This window comes from Rheinheimera sp. (assembly GCF_965283995.1).
Lineage (GTDB): Bacteria > Pseudomonadota > Gammaproteobacteria > Enterobacterales > Alteromonadaceae > Pararheinheimera.
Genome location: NZ_CBDIQG010000001.1, coordinates 3,509,587 through 3,536,265, shown reverse-complemented (window position 1 = coordinate 3,536,265; position 26,679 = coordinate 3,509,587). Strand labels below are relative to the sequence as shown.

Sequence of the window (26,679 nt, the reverse complement as noted above, 5' to 3'; positions counted from 1 at the left end):
GGCAATTTTGTCAAAGGTCAGACAAGTATGACAACTGCCGCTCCCCGAATTTTGTTTTTGCCCGTCTCCAGCCCCAAAGGCATCGGTGAATATATGCGTTCGCTGATCATTGCCGAAGCGTTAATGCAGCTGGATCCGACCCTCGATATTCAGTTTGTGCTGAACCGGCATGCTCCCACCGCCGCAAGTTGTCCGTTTAAAACCCATCTGCTGAATAATTCAGCGACCAAAGAAAAAGCCGCCGTCAGCAGCCTGCTGCAACAGTTAAAACCGGATCTGGTGATCTTTGACTGCTCTGGCCGGGCGTCACAGGCCCGCGCGGCGAAAAAAATCGGTGCCAAAGTGGTGTTTGTGTCACAACATAAGAAAAAACGCGCCAAAGGCTTTGCGCTGCGCCGCTTAAGCGCGCTGGACGCACACTGGATAGTGCAGTTTAAGTTTGTCGATGGCGACCTGACTGCGCTGGAGCGCTTTAAAATGCGCCTGCTTCACAAAGATGAACCCATTTTCACCGGCCCGGTATTCAGTGCGCCGCAAACCGAATTACCGGCTGAATTCAGCCAGCTGCATGGCAAAGCCTACAGCGTCTGGGCCGCCGGCGGTGGCGGCCATCAGGTACAGGGCCGTAGTGCCACCGAAGAGTTTTATCAGGCCGCACTTGCGGTTGCCACACCAGAGCAACCGGCGCTGCTGGTTGCCGGCGGCAATTTCAGCGGTGAGCTGGCGTCCACCGACTGCGTCACTGTAGTCAAATCAATGCAAAACCAGCAGCTGATGACTTTACTCAATCAGGCAGCCCTGATCGTCAGTGGCGGCGGCGATATGATGGGCCAGGCTATCGTGCTGGGTAAAAATATTGTCGCAGTGCCGGTTGCCGGTGATCAACCTGACCGTGTGTTGGCCTGTGCCGCTGCAGGATTGATTTATCCGGCGACTTTAGCCAAAGCCGACATCGTGGCACAATGCGATAAAGCATTGAAAAAGCCGCTGCAACCAGTTCAACAGTTTGAACCCGGGCTGCAATTGGTGCTCAAAGACATTTTCCGCCTGTTAGGCCGTTCTGAACCAATCTCTGAAGGACATATTGCATGAGTCAGACCCCAAGTTTTCTCGCTGCGCTGGCCCGTCACCGCGAAGTTTTTGCTGTTGCCGAACAATATGCCGACCAAAGCCAGCAGTTGCTCGATGCTGTTGTGGCCTGCCTTAAAGCCGGTGGCAAAGTGGTCTGGATGGGCAACGGTGGCAGTGCAGCCGACAGCCAGCATCTGGCCGCTGAATTTATGGTGCGCTACAAAGCTGAACGCGGTCCGCTGGCTTCGATTGCACTGACCACAGATACGTCGATTCTGACCGCGCACGCCAATGACTATCACTTTGACAGCGTGTTTGAACGTCAGGTACGCGGCTTAGTCCGCGCCGGTGATGTCGTGATCGGCCTGACGACTTCCGGCAAAAGCCCGAATATCAATCTGGCGCTGGCTGCTGCCAATGAACTGGGCGCTTTTACTGTCGCACTGACCGGTCGTGATGGCGGTAAAGTTAAAGATATTGCGCAGCTCCCTATCATCGTTAACTACGACGAAACCGCCCGCATTCAGGAAATGCATATGTTTATCGGTCACTGGCTCTGTGAAGCGCTGGATCTGGTTCTGGCAGGTTGAGTAGCATTTTATGATTGATATCAGCCGTTTAAATCATTTGTCACAGGCCCGGGTCTTAGTGGTCGGCGACGTGATGCTGGACCGTTATTACCAGGGCGATACGCAGCGGATTTCGCCAGAAGCGCCGGTGCCTGTGGTCCGCGTCAGCAAAATTGAAGACAAAGCCGGTGGTGCTGCCAACGTCGCGCGCAACATCGCCCATCTGGATGCGCAGGTTGGTTTATTGGGCTTGGTCGGTCGGGATGACAACGGCGACAGCCTGACGCAAATTCTGGCCGCTGACGGTATTCGCTCTGAATTACTGGTGCAGGATGAACACCCCACTATCGCCAAAATGCGGGTGATTTCGCGCCACCAGCAGGTGGTGCGGCTGGATATCGAACAGAACTTCAGCCGCAACCAGGCCGAAGCCCTCGCCGACCAAGTAGCGGCGCTGCTGCCGGATTATGACTTTGTGTTGGTATCCGATTACGCCAAAGGCTCATTGGCGGCGGTCGGGCGCATCATCGCCACCGCCAAAGCTGCCGGCAAGTTTGTGCTGGTCGACCCGAAACAAGCGGATTTAGCCGTGTATCGCGGCGCCGATATCATCACGCCGAATCTGTCAGAATTCCGTTTAGCCGGAGGCGATACCAGCTCAGAATCAGCCATGTTCAGCTCAGCCCGCGCCATGCTGGAACGCTGCGGTATTGCAGCGATGCTGCTGACCCGCTCCGAACAGGGCATGACGCTGATCACGGCGAGCGAGCATCATCATTTCCCGGCGCAGGTGTTGGAAGTCAGTGACGTCACCGGTGCCGGTGACACTGTGATTGCCACGCTGGCCGTCATGTTGGGCGCAGGCATGGCACTGCCGCAAGCGGTGGAAGTTGCCAATCTGGCGGCTGGTCTGGTCGTTGCGAAATTAGGCGCTGCCACAGTATCGCCACAGGAACTAGCGGCCAAGCTCAACTCGCACTTGTTCTCACAAGGCGATGTTTACCTGACGCCTTTTGATAAAGCGCTGCAACACATTGAATTTGCTAAACAAAATGGTGAGCGCATTGTCTTCACCAATGGCTGTTTTGATATTCTGCATGCCGGCCATGTGCGCTATCTGGCACAGGCTAAAGCGCAGGGCGACCGCTTGGTGGTGGGGTTAAATTCAGACGCGTCGATTAAACGCCTCAAAGGCGACAGCAGACCGGTCAATCCACTGGAAGAGCGCGCCACCGTGTTAGCCAGTCTGGCCTCAGTCGACTGGGTACTGCCGTTTGGCGATGACCTGAGCGAACAGGACACGCCGCTGCAACTGATCCTGCAAGTGCAGCCGGACGTGCTGGTCAAAGGCGGTGATTACACCATTGAGACTATTGTCGGCGCGCGTGAAGTGCTGGCCGCTGGTGGTGAAGTCAAAGTGCTGCAGTTTGTCGACGGCTGTTCCACCAGCGCTATTATCAAAAAAATCAAAGGGTAAAGCCGGATGTCCGCTCCAGTAATGCCGGTACAGGCAGCGCAGCAGCTGCAATCAATTTGTATTTTGCGTCTATCCGCGATTGGCGATGTCTGCCATGCCGTGTCTGCAGTGCAGGCGATCCAGCAGTATTATCCGCAGGCCCAAATCAGCTGGATCATCGGTAAAGTCGAAGCGATGCTGCTGAAAGACCTGCCGGGCGTGGAGCTGATTGTGTTTGATAAAAAGCTCGGCCTTGGCGCCTACACGGATTTACGCAACAAGCTCAAAGGCCAGCAGTTTGACGTGCTGTTGCATATGCAAGTGGCGCTGCGTGCCAATGTCGCATCCTTGTTTATTCCGGCGCGGCGCAAAATTGGCTTTGACTGGTCACGCGCCAAAGAGCTGCATGCACTGTTTATGCGCGAACGCATTGCGCCGCAGCAAGACCCGCACGTACTGGATGGTTTTGCCGGCTTTGCCCGACATCTGGGCGTACCGTTTTTACAAAACCCGCAAGATAAACCGCAGTGGCAAATGCCAATCACCGAGGAGCACCGTGACTGGGCCAAAGCGCAGCTGAATTCGGCGACAAGCCGTCACCTGGTGATTTGTCCGGCCGCCTCCAAAGCCGAGCGCAACTGGTTGCCGGTGCGTTATGCCGCGATTGCCGACTATGCCGCGACTCAGGGTTTTAGTGTTTATCTGTGTGGCGGTCCAACGGCGATGGAGCAGCAGCTCGCCAAGGAAATCAAAACTCAGGCGCAAACTGACATCATTGATCTGGTCGGCAAAACCAATTTAAAGCAACTGCTGGCGCTGCTGGAGCAAGCGTCCGTGGTGCTGGCCCCGGATACCGGACCGGCGCATATGGCGGTGACAGTCGGCACTCCGGTAATTGGCCTGTATGGCCACAGCAACCCGGGCCGCACCGGGCCTTATTTGTATCGCCAGTATGTGGTTGACGCTTATCACGCCGAGCTGAAAGCACAGACTGGTAAAACGGCTGCCGAATTGCCCTGGGGCACCCGGGTTAAAGGCAGCCATATCATGGAAAAAATCAGCGTAGATGCTGTAAAGCAGATGCTGGATAAACTGATCCGCCAGGAAGGAATCTGATGAACTCAAGCACGTTGACCACATTGCGCAAGGCGGCATTTCTCGACCGCGATGGCGTGATCAATATTGATCACGGCTACACCTACAAACCCGAACATTTTGATTTTATTGATGGTGTGTTTGACGCTTGCCGGCATCTGCAGAACCTCGGTTATTTACTGATTGTGGTGACCAACCAATCCGGTATTGCCCGCGGTTACTACAACGAACAGGATTTCGCCGTGCTGACCAGCTGGATGAAACAGCAATTTGCCGCGCACGGCGTCAAAATCGACGGCGTCTATTATTGCCCGCATCACATTGAAAAAGGTCAGGTGCCGTACAATATCGACTGTGACTGCCGCAAACCCAATCCAGGCATGTTGCTGCAGGCTATCCGTGAGTACGGCATCGATCCGGCACAAAGCCTGATGGTCGGTGATAAAGCTGCCGATATGCAGGCCGCAGCAGCAGCCGGCGTTGCCCGTAAGTTTCTGGTGCGCAGCGGCAACCCGCTGAGCGAGGAAGATTTGCAAAGTGCCGACCTGGTGTGGGAGTCGCTGGCTGATGTGTTGCAAATCACTGATTGATCGTAGTTTTATCTGGAGTAATGCTTGATGACACCTTGGTATATCGCGAGTGCCGTTGTGGCGAAAACGTCGTTGTTAGGGCTTGGATTGCTGACGCTCGGACTTTGTATCGCCGCATTAATCGGTTTGCGTTTGTTTGGTTCAGGTTTAAGCCAACCGCTGCAACAGCGGATCCGGCAAATTTTCCGCACCGGTTTATACCTGCATCTGGCAACCTATGTGATGTTGTTCAGCAAAATGTGGTTGATCGATGGCTGGCAAGACATACCGACGTTCCTGATCAGCCACCTGGTCATGCACCACGCAGTATCGGCGCTGATTGCGACCATCCTGATCATCATGACCATCCGGATTTATAACCACCGCAGCGCCGGAGTGCTGTAAATACTGCAGCTTTGGGCAAATTGCTACCATTCAATGCGTTGTAGGGGCCGCCTGGTCGTCACACGATCGCGGGTGCCCGGATTCCGAGGATTGAGGGCGACCACTAGGGTCGCCCCTACACACCTTTGATTGACCGCATCTGCCCTAATCCCACCTTTTAACTTCAAACAACGCCCATTCAACAATTAAACCTGACAAATCTGGCTGATTTCTAAACAAAACTAGGTACAATAAACCACGACTTTGCTAATCATCAGGGATCCGATGCACGTTGCAATAGGGAACAGTACAGCAGTACAAGCATTTCAGGCCGGAGTTCAGGCCGTCACCTCAGCTTTAAACGACCTTCCTGCTCAACTCACACCGCGGCTGGCACTGGCATTTTGCAGCGGCGATCTGGACGCCCATGAATTTTATGCTGGTATGCGGCATTTACTTGGCGATTGGGTGCCGATTGTTGGTGGTTCCGCGATGGGACTTTGCTGGGCAGATCAATGCGTGACGCAAGGCCCATGTGCTGCGGTGGTGATTATGGCGGGCGACGACTGGGAATGGCAGCTGGCGACCAGCCAGGACATTTATCGCGACCCGCATTTGTCCGGCGAAGTATTGGCGGGACAATTGCCGAGCCTGCCCGACAGCCGCTGTCTGTTGTTGTTTTTTGATTCGGTGCGGTTTGCTGCAACGCCACAACAGCCACCGATTTTAATCCCTGCAGGCCCGATCATTGCCGGCACCCATCATCCGCGTTTAAAACACATACCGCTATTTGGCGCGGGGTTGTTAGGCGATGGCAATTTTAATTTAACCTGGCAATTCTGTGGTGATGGTGTCAGTCGGCACAGTGCCAGTGCACTGCAGCTCGCTGGCCAATTTCAACTGGCTAGCTGCATCATGCATGGTTGTGTGCCTTTATCGGACCGCCGCTATACAGTCAGCGATGTGTTCGGCCCCTATCTGTACAAGCTGGATCAACAGCCGATAGTGCCGTTGTTTGATCAATTGACCGGTGGCCAGCATTGGCGGCATTTACAACACGGTCCAAGCGGTAAGCCATTGCCGGTCACCAGCCTGGCATTGGCGCGCCCATTGGGCACAGATCCGGACGAACAACAGCTGGTCACGCGCTTAATGACCGGTGTATTACCGGACGATACTGCGGTGATGTTATTTGAGGCCGATTTAAGTAAAGGCCAACAAGTGATGTTAATGCGCCGTGACCCGGTGCTGATGATGCAATCGGCACACGACAACACCGAACGTTTACTGACCCAAATTAAAGATGCAGGTCAGCAAGGCAAGCTGGCGCTGTACTTCGACTGTGGTGGCCGCATGTCGGCCATCAGCGGCAGCGACGGTGAAGAAGTCGAAATTGTGCGCGATTTGTGTACCGCCGCCGGCATCCCGTTTTTAGCCATTTACACTGGCGTCGAAATTGCGCCGCTACAGGGTGCCAGCTATGGCCTCGACTGGAGCGGCGTGTTGGTGATCCTGACGCAGTAAATGAAAAAGTGCGGTGACGAGTGGACCTCGTGCACCGCATCTCCCGCTTAACCCTTGCGTTTATTCTTCACTTTCAGCTGATTTTCTTCACAAAGACCAATCAACGGCAACTGCCGCAGGATCTGCATCTGTGGGTCGATTTGCAGCTGATCCGACGCCTTGAGCAGCACCGGTCCTTTGCTGAAATCGAGCACGGTCGGCTGACCATTCAATATCACCGGCACCGGCATCGGGAATGGTTTATTCGCCGGCACTTTCCAGCTCAGCGTCCGCACAGTGCCGGCAGTGCTGTCGATCAATTCGGGCAGCGCAGCCTGATACAAATAGACATCAAACAACCACTGATAATCCTTGCCGGTTAACCGGTTTACAATGGCGATAAAGTCTTCTGTCGTGCGGTATTTCGGTGTGATCGGGAAAGGGATAGTCGCAGTGTCGGCCGTGCCGTACAGCAACTCCCGCGTTGCTTGCCAGAACACTGGTTCACCGACCAGATAACGCAAGGTATGTAAGGTCCAACCGCCTTTACCGTAAATATCCGGGTTAAATGCTTCGTCGGACGTGACAGTCCCGGTTCGCACCACAGGATCACAGTTCAGCAGACCTAGATAAGATTTGTAGAGCTGGTAATGATAAGCGGCGATGCCCAGCTTATCTTTGGCGTAAGCCGGCTGCATATACAAACCAAAACCTTCGTGCAGCCAGGCGTGATTCAGTGTTTTATGCGTGACTAAATTGCCAAACCATTCATGCGCCAATTCATGCTGCGCCAGCCAGTCATAACCGTTATCGTCGCGTTTATAACCTTTGCCATAGGCATTGACGGTCTGGTGTTCCATGCCCAGATGCGGCGTTTCGACAAAACCCAGTTTCTGATTGCCCCATGGGTATGGCCCGAGCACGCGTTCATACCATTGTACTTGCTGCAATAAATCCTGTTGCCACAAGGTTTTGGCTTTGTCGGCGTTCTCCGGCAGTGCCCAGAATTCGACAGCAACTTTGCTGCCGTTGACGCTGGTGTAGCTGTCCTGAATGCGCTGAAACGGCCCGATATTTAGCGCGATGTTGTAATCGCTGGCCGGCACCGACAGTAACCAGTCAAACTGCTGTTTGTCTTTGCCGACCGGAGTGATTTGCTGCAGCACACCGTTAGTGACGGCTGACAAACCATTCGGCACGGTCAGGCGGATACGCATCGAATCGGCTTTGTCAGCAAAATGGTCTTTACAAGGCCAGAACAAATCGCAGCCCTCGCCCTGCACGGCGGTGGCGATCCAGGGTTTCCCATCCGGCGTTTTTGCCCAGACCGTACCGCCAGCCCAAGGCGCGTTTTTCGCCACATGTGGCTGACCATGATAAAACACGGCAACATCCACGGCGCTGCCGGCTGGTTGTTCCGCGCCTAATGCAATCGTCAGCACACCGCCATTGCGCTGATAAGTCGCGGTGTTACCGCCAACTTCAATCTTGTCGATGTGAAAGCGGCTGTCGAGTTTTAATTCCACTTGCGCTGAAGGCTGCAACAGCACAAAGCCGGTGCGGCCAACGCCACTGATACTTTGCGTTGCGGGGTCAATTTCCAGTGCCAAATCATAGGTTTTGACATCGGCGGCCTGCGCCACCGCCGACAGCGGCTGACCAGTGTCGCCAATCAGCGGGTCCAGCGGCGGCACCGTTGATTGGCAGGCTGTCAGGCCAGCAAGAGCCAGGCTCAGTGCGGCAACACGAAATTCAGGGCGGTGCAGCTTTTTCATTAAAATCAATTCCTTTGGGCGACATGTGATGATGCTGTCATCCATAATGCCAGCTGCTGACGTAATGACCAATGCGCCCGGCTGCGGCCTGTCTCCGGTGCTGGGGCTTTGGTCGCGGTGGTCTGGTAATCATCCAGGCTTCGCAGTAGTTTCGAAATCACTAATCTAATTTATCAGCTGAATTACTCACGGAGTATGCTTCGATGCGTGTAACCCCTTTGTCTTTGTTGATCCCTTTGCTGCTATTGCCAGCAGCGCAAAGTCTGGCTTACGACCGCATCACCGGTCATGAGTTTGCCAGTCGTTCTGAAGTCATCGCCACTCAGGCGATGGCGGCCACCAGTCAACCTCTGGCCACGCAAATTGCGCTGGACGTGATGAAACAAGGCGGTAACGCCATCGATGCGGCTATCGCGGCCAATGCCGCTTTGGGGCTTATGGAACCCACCGGCAATGGGATCGGCGGTGATTTATATGCCATCGTTTGGTCCGCCAAAGACAAAAAGTTGTTTGGCCTCAATGCTTCGGGCCGCTCGCCGAAAGGACTGACGCTGGAACAGCTGCAGGCCGAAGTGAAAAAGCTGGGCCGCACCGATATTCCTCCACTGGGTATGCTCCCGATCAGCGTGCCGGGCGCGGTCGACGGCTGGTTCAGCCTGCATGACAAATTCGGCCAGCTGCCGATGAAAAAAGTATTAGCACCGGCTATTAGCTATGCTGAAAACGGCTTCCCGGTGACCGAGCTGATTGCCTATTACTGGCAGAATTCAGTGCCGCGGTTGTCGACTCAACCCGGTGATTTTAAAGGCACATTCACCATCAATGGCCAAGGCCCAAAAACCGGCGACATTTTCAAAAACCCAGCGCTGGCCAACACTTATAAACAGCTGGCAAGTGGCGGTCGTGACGCGTTTTATAAAGGCGCTATCGCGAAAAAAATCGATGCTTTTATGCAAAAAGAAGGCGGTTATCTGCGTTATGACGATTTCGCCAGCCACAGCTCGACCTGGGTAGAGCCGGTGTCGGTGAACTATCGTGGTTATGATGTGTGGGAACTGCCGCCGAATGGTCAGGGGATTGCCGCCTTACAGATGCTGCAGATCCTGAAAAACTTTGACCTGAAAAGTATGGGCTTTAACAGTCCGGAAAGTTTGCATACGTTGATCGAAGCGAAGAAGCTGGCGTTTGAAGACAGGGCCAAGTTTTATGCCGATATGGATTTTGCCAAAGTGCCGGTCAAGGAGTTGATTTCTGAAGCTTATGGCAAGGAGCGCGCGAAACTGATTGGTCCTAAAGCGGCGCAACGGGTCGATGCCGGCAATCCGCATCTGTACAGCGGTGACACCATTTACATGACCACCGCCGACAAAGACGGCAACATGGTGTCATTAATCCAGAGTAACTATCGTGGCATGGGCTCCGGGGTGGTTGTACCGGGCCTTGGCTTTGGCTTCCAGGACCGCGGCCAGATGTTTTCGCTCGATCCGAAACACCACAATGCTTATGCACCGGGTAAACGCCCCTTCAACACCATCATTCCGGCCTTTATCACCAAAGATAACCAGCCGTATATGAGTTTTGGCGTGATGGGCGGGGCGATGCAGCCACAAGGCCATGTGCAGATTGTCGTCAACATGATCGACTACGGCATGAATCTGCAGGAAGCCGGTGATGCCGCGCGCTGGCAGCATCTGGGCAATACCGAACCTACTGACAATACCGGTATGTATCTGGAGAATGGCGGCTACACCGAAGTGGAACGTGGTATCCCGTGGCAGACTGTCCAGCAGCTGCTGCAAAAAGGTCACGATATCCGCTATGGACTGGGGGGTTATGGTGGTTATCAGGCGATCAAAAAAGACCCGGTCAGCGGCGTCTATTATGGTGCTTCAGAATCTCGTAAAGACGGCCAGGCGGCAGGCTACTAAACAACGGGTTCAAACCAAAAACGCCGGCAGCTGCCGGCGTTGTTGTTTTTTATCAGCTATCCAGACAAGGTAAAGTGATGGTACAGACGGTGCCCTTCCCCGGGCTACTCTGAAATTCGATCTGTCCGCCGTGCTGCCGGACTATGGCATAGCTGACCGTCAGCCCAAGCCCGCGGCCATCGCCGACATCGCGGGTCGTAAAAAACGGATCAAACACCCGTGACAGCACCTCGGCTGACATGCCATGTCCGTTGTCTTCAATCACTACAATCACCCGATCCTTCGCCTGACGCTCGCAGTGCAAGCGGATGCAGGATGGCTGTGCTTTCAGCGCATTATCTACAATATGGGTCAATGCTGTGACCATCTCGGTACAGTGCACCTCAACCTGGACATCACACAGCTGTTGTTGGACTTCAATCTCTGTCAGTCGGGTTGGCGCAATATTCATCCAGACATTGCTCCATAACTGCACTAATGACATTCTGACCGCTGCGGACTGGCCCAACACACTGAAATGATGCAGTTGGCCGACAATCTGTTGGATCCGGCCCATTCCTGCTTCCAACTGCGCGACGATATCCGCTGAATCTGCCAGCAACCAGTCCGAATTGGCCCGCTGCAGTATGGCTACGGTATCGGGATACTGCTGCACCACGTCCCCTAACATCGCCGACAATTGCTGCTGGTATTCAGCCAAAGTCCGCACATCTGCCAGACAAAACGCCAGTGGATTGTTAATTTCATGCGCCAGGCCTGCCGTCAGCTGGCCGATCGCCTGCAGTTTCTGCGTTTGTAGCAGCTGTTCTTGCGCCTGTTCTAACTCGTGTTTGCTGGCTTCCAGTTCCAGTACTTTTTCGTACAAGGCCCGGGTTTTGTCTTGTAACAATAACTCGGCCTGCTGGCGCGCCAGTTTTTCCCGTTGCCAGGCACGCGAGTAGTCGTAAGGTTCGCTCATTTTGGTTCCGGAAAGTGCACAATTAAAGTACAGCAGTCAGCGCCCTGATGCATACAAACCGGGTGGCTCAACTGAATGTCCGTATTAAACTGGCGGGCGGCACCCTGAATTAAGCCTTCAGCTGCAAAACACATTTTCCGCCGGGACTGATAATACATAATCAGTTCACCAGGATTACTGTCATCGTATTTAAAGCTCGGTAAATACGAATCCGGATAGACCCGTTTCACTTCTTTGTGAATAGTCGAATCAATTTTTAACAGGAATTCACGCAAATTTTGGCAGGATTGCAGTTCCGGCGGCAAAGTCGCATACAACTGACTAAACAGGTAACTGCCAAAACTACGGACTAAATCCGGAGCGGCAATGCCGGTATGCTGACTCAGCAAAGTCACCAGCTGCAACAGCTCCGAATCGTCATAACGGGCGCCAGCGGTATAAGCACCTTGACTGGGCAGCGCTGCAGCATCAAGTATTTGTTCCCAGACCGGTAACCCGAGCTGCTCAATCACCATATCCGCCAACGCGGTGTAAACGACACCTTGCATCATGACCTCCAGCTTTTGCTATACCAACCACCATAGCAATAGCTGGAAAATTGGCATGCGGCAATAGAGACACTAAAGATAATAGCGACAAAGATGAAAAACGCCGGCAAATGCCGGCGTGGTTATTTCATGTTGGAGAACATGGGTGTACCTGGACTAGTCTGCACCGATCCGGGCTTTGATATCATTAATCAGTGGTGATTGACCCATCCCATTGGTATTCGCCCAATTTTCCAGGTCTTCTGCCTGCAGTGATTTTGCCGGCATCTGTTTGACAAAAAATGAACCGACTTCATAAGCGTCACTGCGCATAGCAAACTTAATCAGTGATTCTTTGTTGCACTGCACGGCATCATAGATTTTACGTAAGTTGATTTTATTGTCCGACAACAGCTTACGGATGCGGTTTTTGTCGTCAGCTTTGGTGTATTCACACAGTGAGACACCCCATTGTTCCTGAGCTTGTGTCATCGGGGCGGTAAAAGCAGCCACAGATAAGAGTACAGCGGCGGTCAAAAATTTCTTCTGCATAACAACCTCTAGTCAACATCCATTCGGGGATCGAAGCATGCAACGCAATGCTTTGAGCAAAGTATTGGTGGTTTATGCATATTGGCAAGCCTGACCAGTAGATTTTCTGGATTTTCGCGTGCGATTGCCGGAAAAAACCTCAAAATTCAGAAATTTACAGCAACTGGCAAACATCAGGTTAACATGGTCCAGTTGCTGTAAAGAGTCACACGCTGAATGACAGGCGACTGTCGTCGGTCGACTGACCGGCCGCTGCGCCATAAGTTTTCATCAGTTGCATCAACGTCTGTTGCAAACGCAATTGACTGCTGTCAGTACTGTTTTGACTGGTGGTTGTAGTGCTGGCCGATCCGGTGGTACTGGCATTTTGTTGCTGCAGTGCCATGGCTTCCTGCCTCGTCACTTTACCGTCTTTATCGGCATCCGCACTGTCAAACTGGTCGATGATCGCCTGCAGACCCGCAGCGGCGTTGCTGTCGTGGTGGCCGATCTCCTCCGCCATCGCGGTCAGTTCATCAACAGTTTTGCCGGTATCTTCCGGCGGCAAACCATGTGGTCCACGCGCCATGCCGGTCTGACCCTGCGCATTGTATAATTGCTGCGCAACAGACGTACTGAACTCATCGCTGGTCAGCTTGCCGTCCTGATCAACGTCCAGTTGGCTGAACCATGCAGCCTGTTGCTCATCATCTGGCGCAGACTGCTGTACCTGACCTTGTGTGCTTAATGCGCTCAAGGCGGCACTAAAATCTGCCTGCTCTAAATACCCTTGTTGTTTACTATCCAGTTTCTGAAAAACGGCACTGGCATCGGCTTTGATTTGATCCTGACTGACTGGCGGCCGCTGCGCCAGCTGCCGGTTGGCCCAAAGATTCTGACTTTGAATTTGCATTTGCATTGCTCCTGATTCAGCACGGACCCACGGTCCGTTGCACTGAATTGGCATGCAATAACATGTCCCCGCCGTGTTCAGAACGGTAGCCGGACGGTAAAGTTAACGCAGTCAAACGAGGTGAAAAGCGGCAGGATCCGCGGTTATTTGGCGAAAATGCGGTGATCAGCAGGCAAATATACAGGGCAGCAACACCATGCTGGCAATTAACTGCCAGCCTGACATGGCAAGCGGATCTGCACCTGCAGGCCAGCCCGGCGGCTGCCGTCGGCATGCCACAGGTTTTCTGCACTGATCTGACCGCCACAGGTCGCCACCGCCCGCAGCGCGATACTCAGCCCCAGGCCAACGCCATCGGTTTGTTTGTCGGCTCGAAAAAACGGATTAAATAACAGCGGCAGCAATTCAGGCGCCACACCGGGGCCGTTGTCAGCAATACTGATCAGTAATTCAGTTGGCAACCGACAACTGCTGATGCGGATCGTCGCGCCACTGCCGGCATATTTGATGGCATTGCGTACCACATTTTCCAAGGCACGAAACAACAACTCTGCGTCCGCCTGCACCCACGCCGGCGGGTTCTGTTCCAATACCAGCTGTTGTTGGCGATTGTGCGCTTCGAGCGTAGCGTCATCACAGATTGATTCGAGCAATTCATGCACCGGTACCGCGACAATCTGCGGCTGCACTTCACCGCTTTCCAGCCGGGAAAACGTTAGGATCTCGCCAACCAGCTGATCAAGCCGCGCCGCTTCGGCCTCGATTTTTTCCAGCGCCAGTTCCAGATCCGCCGGATGCTGCCGCACCAGGCCCGTCAGCAATTGCAGACGAGCCAGCGGCGAACGCAGTTCATGTGAGACGTCGTGCAACAGCCGGCGCTGCGACACAATGGCCTGATACACTTGCTGCGCCATTTGATTAAAACTGCGGGCTAAGGCACCGAATTCGTCGCGCCGGCCCGTCATATCGCTACTGAGCTGCGTTTGCCATTGCCGCTGCGGCAGTTCACTGAGCGCGGCCTTTAACTGGCGCACCGGTGCGGCAAAATACCAGGCCAGACCTAAACTGGCCGCCATACTGGTGACTATCACCGCGACCAGCAGAAATAATGGATGAAACCAGAATGGTGGTCGTAGCGGTGGCTGTCCGGGTCTCGCCAGGCCGGGTCTCTCCTGTCCGCCTCTCGCCAAATCGGAGTTCGCCTGTCCAGTGGCATCGCGCGGGCTGAATCGTTCGCGCATCACCACAGCCCGCTGTTGCCAGAAGTTATCTTTGTCGACCAATACCAGCTGCAGCGGCTGATCATTTGCCTGTACCGTCAGCGTTTTTGTACGCGGACTGGCCTGAAGCTCAGCCGGCACCGGCCGTCCCAACAAATCAGTGCCCGCAGCATTCAATACCAGCAACTGTTCGCGCGCCATTGGATCATCCTGCCAGTTTTGCACCAGTGTCAGCAGCAATGGCACGCCACCGCTATCGATCAGCTGCTGGGCATTTTGCAGGAAAAAGCGACCTTGCGGACTGAACAATGCGCGGTTCTGTTCTGGCGACTGGCTGAGCTGATTCAGTGTAAACACCGCACCAAAGGCCAGGATTAACGCCAGCCAAAATGCCAGCAAAAACTTCCAGAACAGTTGTCCCATGCAGAGCTACCCTTGTGAATTGTACTTCAGCCACTGGTAACCTTTGCCGCGGACGGCTTCGATCCAAGGCTGATTATCCGGGCGTGGGCCCAGTTTGGCGCGGATATTGGAGATATGTACATCGATACTGCGGTCATATTGCGACAGGGTTTTACCAAGCCCTTGCGCCGATAAATCCGCTTTACTGACGATGCGGCCGGCCTGACTGACCAGTAGCCACAACAGGCTGAATTCAGCACCGGTCAGCTCCAGCGCACGGCCATAGACCGACGCGCTGCGGTTGGCCGGAGTCAGCAACAACGGGCCTTCATGCAATTGCAGATCCGGCTGTTGCTGCAACTGCATCCGACGCAGAATGGCGCGGATCCGGGCCACCAGTTCACGCGGCAGGCAGGGTTTGGGCACATAATCGTCGGCACCTAATTCCAGCCCGACGACCCGGTCAATATCATCACCGCGGGCGGTCAGCATCAGTACCGGTTTGTCACTCACCTGACGCAGACGTTTTAGCAAGGAAATGCCATCCAGCTGCGGCATCATCACATCCAGCACCAACAGGTCATATTGCTGTGCCAACGCCAATTGCAGGCCGGTCAGACCATCGTTGGCCACAGTGACCTGAAAACTCTCACGCTGCAGATAAGTTGCCAGCATTGCCGTCAGTGCTTTGTCATCGTCGATTAACAATAATTGCGCCACATCTTCACCCAATTTCGCAGAAAACTGTCTGCTTTGACTCAGTTTAGCGAAAAGGGTGCCCGGCCCGGCATCAGCTTTACAAAACTATACCCTTCGTCTTTGCCGCTGCAGCTTTGTTACCGGCGCTCCCTCTCTGGAGCGCCAGCCCGGCCATCACACAGGCTAACTGTGCTCATGGGTTTCGCTCACTTGCCGCTGCAGCTTTGTTGCTACTGCAGATGCGGCATGCCAAGGCTGTGTACCCGGCGCAACCAGTTTTCCAGTTCTTCCGGTGGTAAAGGTTTACTGAGCAGATAGCCCTGCACTTCATCGACGTCCATTTGCTGCAACTGATGCAGTTGGCCGGCATCCTCTACGCCTTCTGCCACCACCCGCAGGCCAAGACTATGCCCGAGCACGACGACCGAATGCACGATGGCGCGGTCATCGGGATCGGTCAGCAAATCACGGACAAAAGACCTATCGATTTTTAACTTATCCAGCGGAAAGCTTTTCAGGTAGGCCAGACTGGAATAACCGGTACCAAAATCATCCAGTGCTAACGTCACGCCAAGCGCCCGGATCTGTTGCAGCAACTGCCGGCTTTGCTCGACCTGTTCTGCCAGCACCGACTCGGTCAGTTCCAGCTCCAGCTGATTACCGGCAACACCATGTTGCGTCAGCGCTTGTTGCAGTTGTCGCAGGAAATCCGGATGCCGCAGTTGGACCGTAGAAATATTCACGGCGACCCGCAAGATCACCCCTTGCGTCCGCCAACGCGCCAACTGTTTCAGCGCCTGTTGCAACACCCATTCACCGAGTTCAACGATAAAACCGGAATGTTCTGCCAGTGGAATAAAACGCACCGGACTGACACTCCCCAGCTGCGGATGCTGCCAGCGTAATAAGGCTTCCACGCTGACGATTTGCCGATCTGCCAAGGTCTGTACCGGCTGATAATGCAAACTGAACTGACCGGCATATAAACCGCTGCGCATGCCGTGTTCCAGTTGCAACCGTTCGTGCAAAATCTCTGACATCTGCGGGTTGTACAAGCTATAGCGGTTACGACCGGCCGCTTTGGCCGCATATAGCGCCACATCTGCCATCCGCTGTAACTCAGCAAAACTGAGACCGTGCTGCGGAAACAACGCAATACCGATACTGCAGCTGACCTGCAGCATGCGTTCTTCAACCGCAAAGGCTTCTGACATCAACAAAATCAACTGATGCGCAGTTTGCAGCACATCATGCTCAGTCCGACAGGCACGGATCAGGAAAAATTCGTCACCGCCGGGCCGGCTCAGCAGGTCCTGTGCTGTGGTCAGCATTTTCAGCCGCTCAGCCACCATTTTCAGCAGCATATCGCCGGTGTCGTGTCCCATAGAGTCATTGATATGCTGGAAGTGATCTAAATCGATGTGATACACAACCAATTGCTGTTGTTGCTGCAATGCGCTTGCCAGCAGATCGCGGGCTTTATCCTGCAGCGCAGCGCGGTTTGGTAAGCCGGTTAACTGATCAACAAATGCCAATTGCAGAATTTGTTGCTCATACTGGCGCTGCTGCGTCATGTCATCCACAGTGCCGATCATGCCATCAAAACTGCCATCTTTGAGCAATGGCACCAGCCAGCCGCTGAGGAACAACTGACGGCCACCGGGCGTCTGGATCGGCAGCGTTTCAAACCGCACCGGCGTCAGACCATGCATAGCGCGGTAATAAAACGGCCGGAAATGCTGCAACGTCTGCTCCGGGAAATCAGTCAGGATTTGTTTATTTAATAAATCGGTCTCGGCCATCGACATCAGCCGGCTCAGGCCCTGGTTGACATAAATCAGCCGGTGGCGCGCGTCACCAACCCAGACTCCGGTCACCACTTTACTGAGCACAGTCGCATAAAAATCTTTTAACTGACTGACGGCCAAATCGGCCTGCTTCAGCGCACTGATGTCGGTATTGCTGCCGACCATCCGGCTGGCGCGACCTTGGGCATCCCGCTCCACCACCCGGCCCTGACTCAGCACCCAAACCCAATAACCGGCTTTATGCCGCATGCGGAACTCGATTTGGTAAAACGGCGTGACCCCTTTGAGATGTTGTGTCAGCGCCAAACGGGTTGGCACCGCATCATCGGGGTGTAACAGGTTCGTCCAGTGCTGAAACCGCCGGCCCAGCTCACCAGGCTGATAGCCCAGCATCACTTCGGCCTGGCCAAAGAACTGCACTTGATCCTGCTGCAGGTCAAGTTGCCAGATGCCAAGACCTGAGCCCTGCAAAGCACTATTGACGTGATCGCGGGTCCGTTCGCCGGACTGATGCAAAAAGGCCAGCAAATAACTGAACAGACTGATCACCAGAATGTAGCTGCTGATACTGAACAGAGATTGCAGCGGTTCCGGGTCGACAAACATGCCACGCCCCTGCACGGTGCCAATCACCGCCAGACTGGTGATCAACGCCACATTGACGGACGACGCCCATAAGCCCTGCCGCAGCACTATCCATAACAACACCAGCAAAGGCACAAACAACAAGGTTGGTGACCATAAATGCGCACCGGGGATCCAGAACACCAGCAACGAGGTAAGTCCGGACAGGCTTAATACAGTCCAGAACTGCCAGCCGGATAACAACCGCCACTGCCGGCGCTGAAAACACAACAACGGGATACCAAACACCAGTACACCGAAACTATCACCAAACCACCAGGCCAGCATCGTTGAAAACCACAGGGCATCACTGACGTACCCGCTGATCCACAACTGACTAGCGCCATTCACTGAGGTGATTAAGGTTCCAACACCAATTGAAAAGACTAAAAACCAAATCAGATCCCGGGCGTTATCCAACTGATAGCGCAACTTTTTCACCGCAAATAACCGCACCGCCAGTGCCGGCCCAAGCGCGTTGCCAAGCCCCAGCGCAATACTGCTGGCCAGTGGCACCCCCTGATACAGCGTCAGCATAATCACACTGGCGGCGATCGAAATACTGTAGCTGTAGCCAAGACGCCAGATCACCGCGATGGTAAACCCGGTGGCGGGCCAAATCAGACTGATATGTTCATTAAAGAATGGCACCTGTAAACCAAGCCAGCTCAGCAACAGATGAAACAGACATACCAACACCATAGTCAGCAAACGGTGTTGATTAAACCAGGATAAGGCAGGAATGGGCGGCAACAACGGCACTGAGTATGATCCCGGCAAGTACTGGAGGAGCACTCAGTATAGCTAAAAGCCTGATCGGGACAATGCTGACAATTGGCTTTGTCCCTGAATCGTCTCAAAAAAACCGGATCAACGTTGGCGGATTTGCTCCAACAACACTTCCGCTTTACTGACTTCAAATGTCTTCGGTACATCCAGATTCAGCAGCTGCACCACGCCGTCTTCCAGCAACATGCTGTAACGCAGCGATCGGATGCCGCCAAAATCACCACTGTCAGTCGCCATACCGATAGCCTTAGCAAATGCAGCGGCGCCGTCTGCGATAAACTGCACATCACCAGCCTGTTGCTGCTGTCCCCAGGCATCCAGCACATAAGCATCATTGACCGCAGTACATAGAATACGATCAACGCCTGCCTGGAAAAACTGTTCGGCAAGGCTGATAAAACCGGGCAAATGTGCCGCACTGCAGGTCGGCGTAAAAGCACCCGGTAAGGCAAACAGCACCACCCGTTCACCGGCAAACAGCTGTTCGGTGGTTAAAGTCACCACACCATTTTCGGTCAGACGCTGAAAGCTGACTGCCGGTAAGGCTTGCCCAACGGCGATACGATTGTCACTCATGTTTTTTGCTCCAGGGCCGGACTCAGAATCCGGCATTCACATACACATCAAATCTATTGTTTTTGCCTTCGATACTGGTGGTGGGTTTTTGCCCGGCCAGATAACCGGCATAGCCCGGACGTTTGACCACAACCCGGTGTTTGGCCAATGCCAGCGCCGGTGCCAGTAATGCATCGGCGTCGTCATCCGCGCCCACGACATCATGAAAAGCACGCATTTCCTTTTTCACCAGCGCCGATTTCTCGCGCGGCGGAAACATCGGATCGAGAAACACCACATCAGGTGCGGGCAGGCTATGCAGTGCTTCCAGCGCGGGCAGATGCACCAGTTGCATCCGCTGTGGCAACCAGTCTGCTGTCTGCGGATCCCTTGCTCCGCGGCGTAAACCATCTGCCAGTAAAGCGGCAACCAGCGGATTTCGTTCCACCAGCGTCAGCTGAGCGCCCAGACTTGCCAGCACAAAGGCGTCACGACCAAGACCGGCGGTAGCATCAATCACACTCAGTCCCGGCTTTTTATTTAATCCGACCGCTTTGGCGATGCCTTCTGCTTTGCCGCCGCCAAATTTACGCCGGTGCGTGGCTGCGCCGCTGGCAAAATCGACCAGAATGTCACCTTGTTTGGGTAAATCCGCATTGCGCAGCACCAATGCGCCGTCTTGCAGCGTCAGGTACCAGCCTTGGGCGGTGTCCGTTTCGCCGAGCGCGAATGGTGCCAGCAACGCCATTAATTCTGCTTCCAGCGGTCCGGCGAGGCCAGCGCGATACAATAAAGCCTGCTGCTGCATCAATCCGTGGTTCCTGTGGCAAAACCGACTCTGTTATCGCCGACGCTCATTGAGACTATCTGACTGATTTGCTGTAACGACCGGCCAGATTGTTGTTGCCAGTCGTTGAACTGCGCCTGAATTTTTCTCAGACTGCTTTGGCTGGTCAATCCGCCGTCAATCACCTGATAGGCACGCAGATAGGCTTCGACATCCTGACTGAGTAAAAAAGTATCTTTGCCCATGGCGCGTAAGCTGTACGCACCGGTATTGCCACCGAGTCGGGCACCGCGTTTTTTCAGCAGCGCCCACAATTCAATGATGCGTTCACCCGGCCAGTCGGCGACCAGCGCACTGAACGGGCCATATTCCAGTTCCAGCTCATAAATCATCTGGGCATTGGCCTGAATACTGAGCACTTTGCCGGCGTTGCGGATAATGCGTGGATCTGTAGCCTTCTCGGCCAGCATTTCGTCAGACAACAACAGGATTTTTTCCGGCGCAAAATCAAAAAACACCTCACGAAAACCCGGCCATTTTTGCTCGACCACCCGCCAGACAAAACCACTCTGAAACACTTTTTTGCTAAAAGCACTGAGCCAGTCTGCATTGCTGTAACTTTTCAGCTGCGCTGGGCTCAGTGGCTTGCCGGATAAGGCTTCTAATGCCGCGGTACCGCCTTTGCGATCGGCAGCCCGCTGATAAATACTGCTGAATTGTTCAACCATGTAAATCCTCTGTCTCGCTTTGCGCGGTCTCAACGCCAGACTGGTTAAAAGGTGTCGCCCTGACCGCTAGCGACACAAAAACCGCCGACCAGCGCGACGCCCGGTTCCGGCACGATAGCGCAATCAGACACCAGCCCGAGCCGCTCCTGCTCCGCCTGCACCAGCTGGTTATACCGCGATACTTTTTGCAGCAGCAGTGCCTCATCAAGACCTTGAGTCGAATAAATCAGATACGACGCTGGTCCGCCGCAAGGTTTGTGACCAAGGCCGGTTTTTTTGCACTGCAGCGGCTCGCTCGCCGCCGCTGTACCCACCAACGCTTTAATCTCGGCATACAAAACTGCCGGATCATCAGCCACTGGTGCTGCCTTAGTTTTAGCGGGCGGTTGGCTCATGGTCGGCTCCTGGACTGCGATTTGCTCAGTGGATGCAGGCCCGCAACCCGAAAGCAGCAACGCCACAACTGCGGCAGTCACTGCTGCGGACAGGCGATGGGTTATCATGCCGCAATGCCCATATGTCGTAATAAAGCGGCATTGGACGGCTCCCGGCCACGGAACGCTTTAAACAGTTCCATCGGCTCGGCACTGCCACCACGCTCCAGAATACAATGCAGGAAATCGCGTCCGGTGACGGCGTTAAAAATACCTTCTTCTTCAAAGCGGCTGAAGGCATCGGCCGACAACACTTCCGCCCACAGGTAGCTGTAATAACCGGCACCATAACCACCGGCAAAAATGTGGCTAAAACTGTGCTGGAAGCGGTTAAACCGCGGCGGCACTATCACCGAGACCTGACTGCGCACATCGTCCAGCAACTGCTGCACGCGGCCGCCCTCTGCCGGGTCATATTCGGCATGTAAGCGGAAATCAAACAGCGCGAATTCCAGCTGACGCACTAAAAACATCGCGCTCTGGAAGTTTTTTGCTGCCAGCATTTTATCCAGCAGCGCCTGTGGCAACGGCTCACCCGTTTCATAATGGCCGGAAATAATGCTCAATGCTTCCGGCGACCAGCACCAGTTTTCGAGGAACTGGCTCGGTAATTCCACCGCATCCCAAGGCACCCCACTGATACCGGCGACCGCACTGGCATCCACCTGCGTCAGCATATGGTGCAAACCATGGCCAAACTCGTGGAACAAGGTCACCACTTCATCGTGCGTGAACAACGCCGGTTTGCCGCCAATAGGTTTATTGAAGTTGCAGGTCAGATAGGCGATTGGATGTTGTAAGGTGCCGTCGGCACGATGACGGCGACCCTGACAGTCGTCCATCCAGGCGCCACCGCGTTTTTTCGCCCGCGCATATAAATCGAGGTAAAAACTGCCGCGCAGCGCGCCGGTTTCATCATGAATATCAAAGAACTGCACGTCCGGATGCCAGACATCAACGCCGGCGCGCTCTGTTACTGTGACGCCAAATAATTTATGCAGCACGGTAAATAAACCGGCCAACACTTTGGGCTGCGGGAAATATGGCCGCAGCAGTTCGTCGTTGATGGCATATTTCGCCATCTTCAGTTTTTCCGCGTAATAGGTCACATCCCAGGCGTTCAGCGTGTCGACACCAAACTCGGCTTTAGCAAACGCCGTCAGTTCAACCAGATCCTGCTGTGCCTGTGGCCGGGCGCGACGGGCCAAATCAGCAAGGAAATCCAGTACTTGCTGTGGGTGCTCGGCCATTTTAGTCGCGAGTGACTCTTCCGCGGCATTGTTGAAATCGAGCAACTGGGCCAGTTCGTGCCGAAGCGCCAGCGTTTCTTCAATCAGCGGACTGTTATCAAACTGACCAGCGGTTGGGCCCTGATCGGATGCACGAGTGCAATAGGCGCTGTACATCTCTTCGCGCAGCGCCGCGTTGTCGGCATAAGTCAGCACCGCGATATAGCTCGGGAACTCCAATGTGAAAACATAACCATCCACTTCACGCGCGGCCGCCGCTTCTTGCGCCGCCAACAGCGCATCTTCCGGCAGACCGGTTAATTCAGCGACATCGGTCACCTGCTTAAACCAGGCTTGGGTGGCATCGAGGCAATGATTGGAAAAAGTTGAAGCCAGATCTGAACTGCGGCTCTGAATTTCGCCATAGCGCTGTTTTTTATCGTCGGCTAAACCAATACCGGATAATTTAAAGTCCCGCAGCGCATTTTGAATGACTTTCTGCTGCGCCGCGCTAAGCGTGGCATATTCGGTGCTTTGTGACAGCTGTAAATAAGCCTGGTACAAGCCTTCATGCTGACCGACCCAGGTGCTGAAATCAGATAACAGCGGCAAGCAACTTTCGTAGGCGTCACGCAGTTCCGGCGAAGACAATACTGAATTTAAATGCGACACCGGCGACCAGAGCCGGCTTAAATGATCGGCGCTGTCTTCGGTCGCCGTGATCAGGCTGTGCCAGCTAACCGGCGTGGTGGCCACCGCTTGTTCGATCGCGCTGCGGCAACGGGCCAAGGCCTGCTCCACGGCGGGTTTTACCGCGTCGGCCGTGATCTGACTAAATGGCGGTAAACCGGTAAATTCTAAAAGGATATTGTTCATAACGGACCTGCAGAGTCGAAGCGCCCGTCAAGCGGGCCGGGGATGTGCATATAATGGGGCAGCAGCGGCGCCTTCTCAAGGTCTGGCTGCAGATCCGCAGTCAGACCTTGCCGGCTCAGGCGTTCTGGGCGATGGTCTGCAGCGTGGCGGCCAGCTCAGCGTCCAGCACCTGGTCGCGACCGGCCGGAGCGCGGCTGCCCCCTGGCAGACTGGCCTGACGTTGCTGCAACCAGCGGCCAATCTCAGTCGCCGGCATCGGTCTTGCGATCAGATAACCCTGCACGGCATCAATGCCGTTTAACGTCAGAAAATCCAGCTGGCGCTGGTGTTCAACGCCTTCACAAATCACCGTCATCTCCAGCGCTTTGCCCAGCTTAATCGCACCGACCAGTAACTGTTCGCGGTGTGTATCCAGCATGCTGAGCAGCGCCATATCGATTTTAATCTCAGCAACCGGCAGATTGCCAAGTTTGGTCAGCATTGACTGACCAGCACCAAAATCATCCATCACCAATGCCGCGCCGGCTTGTTTCAGCAATTGCAGGGATTTTTGTACCGCAGGCTCATCTGGCGCCAACGCACTTTCCGCCAGTTCGAATTTAATCCGCTGCGCCGGCGCAAACTTGTGTTCATGCTGCAATATGCCATTGATTAACCCCGGATTTTGCAAATCCTGCGCCGACAGATTCATCGAAATTGGCAGCTGGATCTGCTGCTCCAGCAGCTGGTTTTGCACTTTCCGCACTTCTTTGTACACCCAGGCGGTGATCGTGCTCATCAGACCGGCTTCTTCGGCCAGCGGAATAAACACCGCCGGCGACACCGGTCCAAGCTGAGGATGTTGCCAGCGGATAAAAGCCTCTGCACCACAAGGTTGCTGCGTACTGATTTGCAATAAAGGCTGGAATAGCAGACTGAATTGCCCGGCATTTACCGCATGTGCCAGACCGGCAACCATCGCCAGGCGTTGCCGGCTGTCCGCACCTAACTGATGCTGATAACTCAGGTGACCGGCGGTTTTTTGCACATAGGTGATGGCAAGCGCGGCATGCGCAATCAGCTCTTCCGCGTCCTGACCATATTCGCTGCTCACGGTCACCGAGGCATAATGTGGTTTTAAGTCCGGCGTAAAGCCGTCCACCGTGAATTTCTGATGCAACAACTTGCGGATACCGGTTAACACCGGCATAAAATCACTTTGTTGCACCAACAAGGCAAACCGGTCAGTCGCCAGTGAGAACAGCGTCTGGTGCCGCTCAGCGCCTAAACTGACAACTGCTGTGCCATGGCGCTGACATAACACCAATAACGAATCGACGTACGCATTGACGATGGCCGTACTCTGCCGACGGCCCAATACCGCCTCGATGCGGCTATATTGCTGAAATTCCAGCAATAACAAGCGATAGCGGGATCTGTGTTGTTGCAGCTCATAATTGAGCAATTCGACCAATGCCAGCCGCGAACCGAGGCCATAAAAAGGCGCTATTTTCGAGCGGTTCAGTTCTTGCTGCTGCAACTTACTCAGCTGCTCGTTGCGTTCCAGCAACGCTTGCTGCACTTGTGCCTGCCAGGCTTTTTCCAGATAGATGCCCAGTACCAGACTGCTGGTCATCAGGACTGCCGCCAAGGTTGTGCCCAGTTCCAACACTGAACGGGCAAAGGCTGATTCCGGCAAAATCCCCAAAGCCCGCAATGCGGCCAACACCACGCTGAGCATCAACACTGACATCGGCAACAAAAATAATACGGCTTTGCGGCGCTGACTTTTCAGCATCCAGAGCCCGGTGCCTAAAGTCGCCAGCACACAAGCCTGCATCAGAAAAACTGCCAGCTGCTTCAGCTGACTTTGCCAGTGATAAGACTCTAATAACACGCTGATTTGCGTCGCGCACAGCAGTACTACGCTCAGCAACATCAGCAGCCGAAACAGCCGGCGCAGCCATCCGGTGGATAAGTTGAAATAGCTGCTGACAAAGCCGGCGCAACTTAACACAGCCAGCGGCAAACACCATTCGGTCAGCCGGTTCCAACCCGGAGATTCCGGCCATAACCATTGAAATGGCAGGCCATTCAGTTCAGCCTGCACGGCGGCGATGCATAACAACAAACCACTGAACAAATGCAAGCTATGTTGCCGGGTGACCGTGGCCAACAACACCGCCAACAAAGCTGCAAACAGTAAAATACCGAGGAAAAAGCTATGCAGCATTTGCTGGCGTGTGGCTTGTTTCAGCGCTGCATCCTGCTCTACGTAGCGAATTGGCAGATAACTCAGACCCACATTTCGCATCCGCACATACACTTCAGCCTGCGCGCTTTGCCAACTGGCTTGCACCGGGAACATCATGCTACTGGCAGGAAGGCGTCGTTGCGCAATAGGCCGTTGATCCCCCGTCTGCACCTGTTGTAATAACTGGTCATCCGGGGTCAGCAGGTAAAAATCGACTTCATCGAGGAATGGTGCATCGAGCGTAAGGGCGTAGTCATCACGGGGCTCGAACACGAGCCGGAACCAGAGAGTTCCTAAACCATAACCGAGTTGCCGGGTCGGATCGGCCAGCAGCTGCCAGTGTTTAGCCGGGATCTGCCGGGCTTGTTGCGGACTCTGCACTGCCTCGTCTTGCAACAACCACACCTGCACGGGTTGATGAGCCGGGTTGTCACGGCTGCCTCCCAATGCCAGATACAAACAAAGACTGACCACAGCAATTAACACCGCGCTGCAAATCAATAAAACTTTGGGTAATCCAAAAGCAACTTTCAAGCGTCAGGCCCCGGCCGGCCAGTTAATCCAGCGGCTTTTCCATGCAGAAGGTTTGAGAACTGTAACGATATTTGCCATAAGAGGGACATTTTTTAAAGCCTTTATGCAGATAAAAATTCAGCGCTTTGCTGTTAATAATTCGCGCCGTTGCCAGCACGGTCTTAAAACCATCACTGCGGGCTTTTTGTTCCAAATATTGTAACACGGCTGAGCCAACGCCAGGCTGACTTGAATACATACGTTTGATTTCAACGCGATTCCCATCTTCTCTGCGCAACAGGCCACATCCGACAGCATGCCCATCGTGCCAGGCGACTACGGCCAACAGCAGCCCCGCTTCATTAAAACTGAGCTTTTCCGGTTCTTCATCCAAACTATGGCCCAATGAATCAGCCAGTTTGCCAAACAAAGTGATTAATGCCGGATCCGTCAGTTCCACTTCGGTCATTCGATACATAAAGCGCTCCGCCTGTTACTGCCCG

The 26,679-nt window shown here is 54.2% G+C and carries 23 protein-coding genes; 8 read left to right on the top strand and 15 right to left on the bottom strand.

The features are described 5' to 3' along the window. The first annotated feature begins 27 nt into the window (after positions 1–27). The 7 genes from ACQ66Q_RS15880 to ACQ66Q_RS15850 all read left to right on the top strand — a co-directional run bounded on the left by ACQ66Q_RS15880 (position 28) and on the right by ACQ66Q_RS15850 (position 6,668). The gene (locus ACQ66Q_RS15880; RefSeq protein WP_430457673.1) at positions 28–1,092 is read left to right on the top strand and encodes a hypothetical protein; all 1,065 of its coding nucleotides are present in this window, start codon (positions 28–30) and stop codon (positions 1,090–1,092) included. Continuing rightward, complete coding sequence (locus ACQ66Q_RS15875) at positions 1,089–1,661, top strand: D-sedoheptulose-7-phosphate isomerase (protein ID WP_430457672.1); 573 nt, start codon at positions 1,089–1,091, stop codon at positions 1,659–1,661. The genes ACQ66Q_RS15880 and ACQ66Q_RS15875 overlap by 4 nt, the downstream gene beginning before the upstream one ends. 10 nt (positions 1,662–1,671) lie before the next feature. Continuing rightward, complete coding sequence (hldE, locus tag ACQ66Q_RS15870; protein WP_430457671.1) at positions 1,672–3,117, top strand: bifunctional D-glycero-beta-D-manno-heptose-7-phosphate kinase/D-glycero-beta-D-manno-heptose 1-phosphate adenylyltransferase HldE; 1,446 nt, start codon at positions 1,672–1,674, stop codon at positions 3,115–3,117. A gap of 6 nt (positions 3,118–3,123) precedes the next feature. Further along, positions 3,124–4,212 carry a glycosyltransferase family 9 protein gene (locus ACQ66Q_RS15865; protein ID WP_430457670.1) on the top strand — a complete coding sequence of 363 codons (1,089 nt, stop codon included), beginning with the start codon at positions 3,124–3,126 and terminating at the stop codon, positions 4,210–4,212. After that, on the top strand, positions 4,212–4,781 hold the full coding sequence (gmhB, locus tag ACQ66Q_RS15860; protein ID WP_430457669.1) for a D-glycero-beta-D-manno-heptose 1,7-bisphosphate 7-phosphatase: 570 nt from the start codon (positions 4,212–4,214) through the stop codon (positions 4,779–4,781). Before ACQ66Q_RS15865 ends, gmhB begins: the two co-directional genes overlap by 1 nt. 27 nt (positions 4,782–4,808) lie before the next feature. Further along, positions 4,809–5,165, top strand: a complete 357-nt coding sequence (locus tag ACQ66Q_RS15855; protein WP_430457668.1) for a hypothetical protein — start codon at positions 4,809–4,811, stop codon at positions 5,163–5,165. A 264-nt stretch (positions 5,166–5,429) separates the two neighbouring features. Continuing rightward, positions 5,430–6,668, top strand: a complete 1,239-nt coding sequence (locus ACQ66Q_RS15850; RefSeq protein WP_430457667.1) for an FIST signal transduction protein — start codon at positions 5,430–5,432, stop codon at positions 6,666–6,668. A gap of 47 nt (positions 6,669–6,715) precedes the next feature. Here the strand turns inward: ACQ66Q_RS15850 and ACQ66Q_RS15845 are convergent, their stop codons facing one another. Beyond that, positions 6,716–8,422 (bottom strand): M1 family metallopeptidase, encoded by a 1,707-nt coding sequence (locus ACQ66Q_RS15845; protein ID WP_430457666.1) that lies wholly within the window; start codon positions 8,420–8,422, stop codon positions 6,716–6,718. A 203-nt stretch (positions 8,423–8,625) separates the two neighbouring features. Between ACQ66Q_RS15845 and ggt the strand changes: the two genes are divergently transcribed. After that, positions 8,626–10,350 carry a gamma-glutamyltransferase gene (gene ggt, locus ACQ66Q_RS15840; RefSeq protein WP_430457665.1) on the top strand — a complete coding sequence of 575 codons (1,725 nt, stop codon included), beginning with the start codon at positions 8,626–8,628 and terminating at the stop codon, positions 10,348–10,350. A gap of 52 nt (positions 10,351–10,402) precedes the next feature. On the opposite strand, the gene ACQ66Q_RS15835 is transcribed toward ggt, so the two are convergent. The 14 genes from ACQ66Q_RS15835 to ACQ66Q_RS15770 form a co-directional block, all read right to left on the bottom strand. Continuing rightward, positions 10,403–11,308, bottom strand: coding sequence for a sensor histidine kinase (locus ACQ66Q_RS15835; protein ID WP_430457664.1), 906 nt, complete (start codon positions 11,306–11,308; stop codon positions 10,403–10,405). Further along, a complete protein-coding gene (locus tag ACQ66Q_RS15830; protein ID WP_430457663.1) occupies positions 11,305–11,859 on the bottom strand; it encodes a heme NO-binding domain-containing protein in 555 nt (184 codons plus the stop codon). Before ACQ66Q_RS15830 ends, ACQ66Q_RS15835 begins: the two co-directional genes overlap by 4 nt. 153 nt (positions 11,860–12,012) lie before the next feature. Continuing rightward, positions 12,013–12,387 carry a DUF3718 domain-containing protein gene (locus ACQ66Q_RS15825; RefSeq protein ID WP_430457662.1) on the bottom strand — a complete coding sequence of 125 codons (375 nt, stop codon included), beginning with the start codon at positions 12,385–12,387 and terminating at the stop codon, positions 12,013–12,015. A gap of 205 nt (positions 12,388–12,592) precedes the next feature. Further along, entirely contained in the window at positions 12,593–13,279 is a 687-nt protein-coding gene (locus ACQ66Q_RS15820; protein WP_430457661.1) for an EF-hand domain-containing protein, read from the bottom strand. A gap of 206 nt (positions 13,280–13,485) precedes the next feature. After that, positions 13,486–14,922, bottom strand: coding sequence for a sensor histidine kinase (locus ACQ66Q_RS15815; protein WP_430457660.1), 1,437 nt, complete (start codon positions 14,920–14,922; stop codon positions 13,486–13,488). A gap of 6 nt (positions 14,923–14,928) precedes the next feature. Beyond that, on the bottom strand, positions 14,929–15,621 hold the full coding sequence (locus ACQ66Q_RS15810; protein WP_430457659.1) for a response regulator: 693 nt from the start codon (positions 15,619–15,621) through the stop codon (positions 14,929–14,931). A gap of 209 nt (positions 15,622–15,830) precedes the next feature. Then, a complete protein-coding gene (locus ACQ66Q_RS15805; RefSeq protein ID WP_430457658.1) occupies positions 15,831–18,794 on the bottom strand; it encodes a bifunctional diguanylate cyclase/phosphodiesterase in 2,964 nt (987 codons plus the stop codon). Between the two features lie 108 nt (positions 18,795–18,902). After that, the gene (locus tag ACQ66Q_RS15800) at positions 18,903–19,397 is read right to left on the bottom strand and encodes a peroxiredoxin (protein WP_430457657.1); all 495 of its coding nucleotides are present in this window, start codon (positions 19,395–19,397) and stop codon (positions 18,903–18,905) included. Positions 19,398–19,419: 22 nt separating this feature from the next. Continuing rightward, a complete protein-coding gene (locus ACQ66Q_RS15795; RefSeq protein ID WP_430457656.1) occupies positions 19,420–20,184 on the bottom strand; it encodes a class I SAM-dependent methyltransferase in 765 nt (254 codons plus the stop codon). Further along, entirely contained in the window at positions 20,184–20,891 is a 708-nt protein-coding gene (locus ACQ66Q_RS15790) for a DNA-3-methyladenine glycosylase I (protein WP_430457655.1), read from the bottom strand. The genes ACQ66Q_RS15795 and ACQ66Q_RS15790 overlap by 1 nt, the downstream gene beginning before the upstream one ends. A 44-nt stretch (positions 20,892–20,935) precedes the next feature. After that, positions 20,936–21,286: a hypothetical protein gene (locus ACQ66Q_RS15785; protein ID WP_430457654.1), complete on the bottom strand. Its 351-nt coding sequence runs from the start codon at positions 21,284–21,286 to the stop codon at positions 20,936–20,938. Positions 21,287–21,390: 104 nt separating this feature from the next. Next, a complete protein-coding gene (prlC, locus tag ACQ66Q_RS15780; protein ID WP_430457653.1) occupies positions 21,391–23,430 on the bottom strand; it encodes an oligopeptidase A in 2,040 nt (679 codons plus the stop codon). A gap of 115 nt (positions 23,431–23,545) precedes the next feature. Beyond that, positions 23,546–26,197, bottom strand: a complete 2,652-nt coding sequence (locus ACQ66Q_RS15775) for an EAL domain-containing protein (protein ID WP_430457652.1) — start codon at positions 26,195–26,197, stop codon at positions 23,546–23,548. 22 nt (positions 26,198–26,219) lie between these two features. After that, positions 26,220–26,654, bottom strand: coding sequence for a GNAT family N-acetyltransferase (locus ACQ66Q_RS15770; protein WP_430457651.1), 435 nt, complete (start codon positions 26,652–26,654; stop codon positions 26,220–26,222). Positions 26,655–26,679: the final 25 nt, after the last annotated feature.

Excerpts from the sequence above, each read along its gene's own strand:
- ACQ66Q_RS15815 (WP_430457660.1), bottom strand. The coding sequence starts at position 14,922 with ATGGGACAACTGTTCTGGAAGTTTTTGCTGGCATTTTGGCTGGCGTTA.
- ACQ66Q_RS15835 (WP_430457664.1), bottom strand. The coding sequence starts at position 11,308 with ATGAGCGAACCTTACGACTACTCGCGTGCCTGGCAACGGGAAAAACTG.
- ACQ66Q_RS15795 (WP_430457656.1), bottom strand. The coding sequence starts at position 20,184 with ATGCAGCAGCAGGCTTTATTGTATCGCGCTGGCCTCGCCGGACCGCTG.
- ACQ66Q_RS15850 (WP_430457667.1), top strand. The coding sequence starts at position 5,430 with ATGCACGTTGCAATAGGGAACAGTACAGCAGTACAAGCATTTCAGGCC.
- ACQ66Q_RS15855 (WP_430457668.1), top strand. The coding sequence starts at position 4,809 with ATGACACCTTGGTATATCGCGAGTGCCGTTGTGGCGAAAACGTCGTTG.
- hldE (WP_430457671.1), top strand. The coding sequence starts at position 1,672 with ATGATTGATATCAGCCGTTTAAATCATTTGTCACAGGCCCGGGTCTTA.
- ggt (WP_430457665.1), top strand. The coding sequence starts at position 8,626 with ATGCGTGTAACCCCTTTGTCTTTGTTGATCCCTTTGCTGCTATTGCCA.
- ACQ66Q_RS15800 (WP_430457657.1), bottom strand. The coding sequence starts at position 19,397 with ATGAGTGACAATCGTATCGCCGTTGGGCAAGCCTTACCGGCAGTCAGC.
- ACQ66Q_RS15785 (WP_430457654.1), bottom strand. The coding sequence starts at position 21,286 with ATGAGCCAACCGCCCGCTAAAACTAAGGCAGCACCAGTGGCTGATGAT.
- ACQ66Q_RS15880 (WP_430457673.1), top strand. The coding sequence starts at position 28 with ATGACAACTGCCGCTCCCCGAATTTTGTTTTTGCCCGTCTCCAGCCCC.
- ACQ66Q_RS15770 (WP_430457651.1), bottom strand. The coding sequence starts at position 26,654 with ATGTATCGAATGACCGAAGTGGAACTGACGGATCCGGCATTAATCACT.
- prlC (WP_430457653.1), bottom strand. The coding sequence starts at position 23,430 with ATGAACAATATCCTTTTAGAATTTACCGGTTTACCGCCATTTAGTCAG.
- ACQ66Q_RS15865 (WP_430457670.1), top strand. The coding sequence starts at position 3,124 with ATGTCCGCTCCAGTAATGCCGGTACAGGCAGCGCAGCAGCTGCAATCA.
- ACQ66Q_RS15845 (WP_430457666.1), bottom strand. The coding sequence starts at position 8,422 with ATGAAAAAGCTGCACCGCCCTGAATTTCGTGTTGCCGCACTGAGCCTG.
- ACQ66Q_RS15875 (WP_430457672.1), top strand. The coding sequence starts at position 1,089 with ATGAGTCAGACCCCAAGTTTTCTCGCTGCGCTGGCCCGTCACCGCGAA.
- ACQ66Q_RS15825 (WP_430457662.1), bottom strand. The coding sequence starts at position 12,387 with ATGCAGAAGAAATTTTTGACCGCCGCTGTACTCTTATCTGTGGCTGCT.
- ACQ66Q_RS15820 (WP_430457661.1), bottom strand. The coding sequence starts at position 13,279 with ATGCAAATTCAAAGTCAGAATCTTTGGGCCAACCGGCAGCTGGCGCAG.
- ACQ66Q_RS15830 (WP_430457663.1), bottom strand. The coding sequence starts at position 11,859 with ATGATGCAAGGTGTCGTTTACACCGCGTTGGCGGATATGGTGATTGAG.
- gmhB (WP_430457669.1), top strand. The coding sequence starts at position 4,212 with ATGAACTCAAGCACGTTGACCACATTGCGCAAGGCGGCATTTCTCGAC.
- ACQ66Q_RS15790 (WP_430457655.1), bottom strand. The coding sequence starts at position 20,891 with ATGGTTGAACAATTCAGCAGTATTTATCAGCGGGCTGCCGATCGCAAA.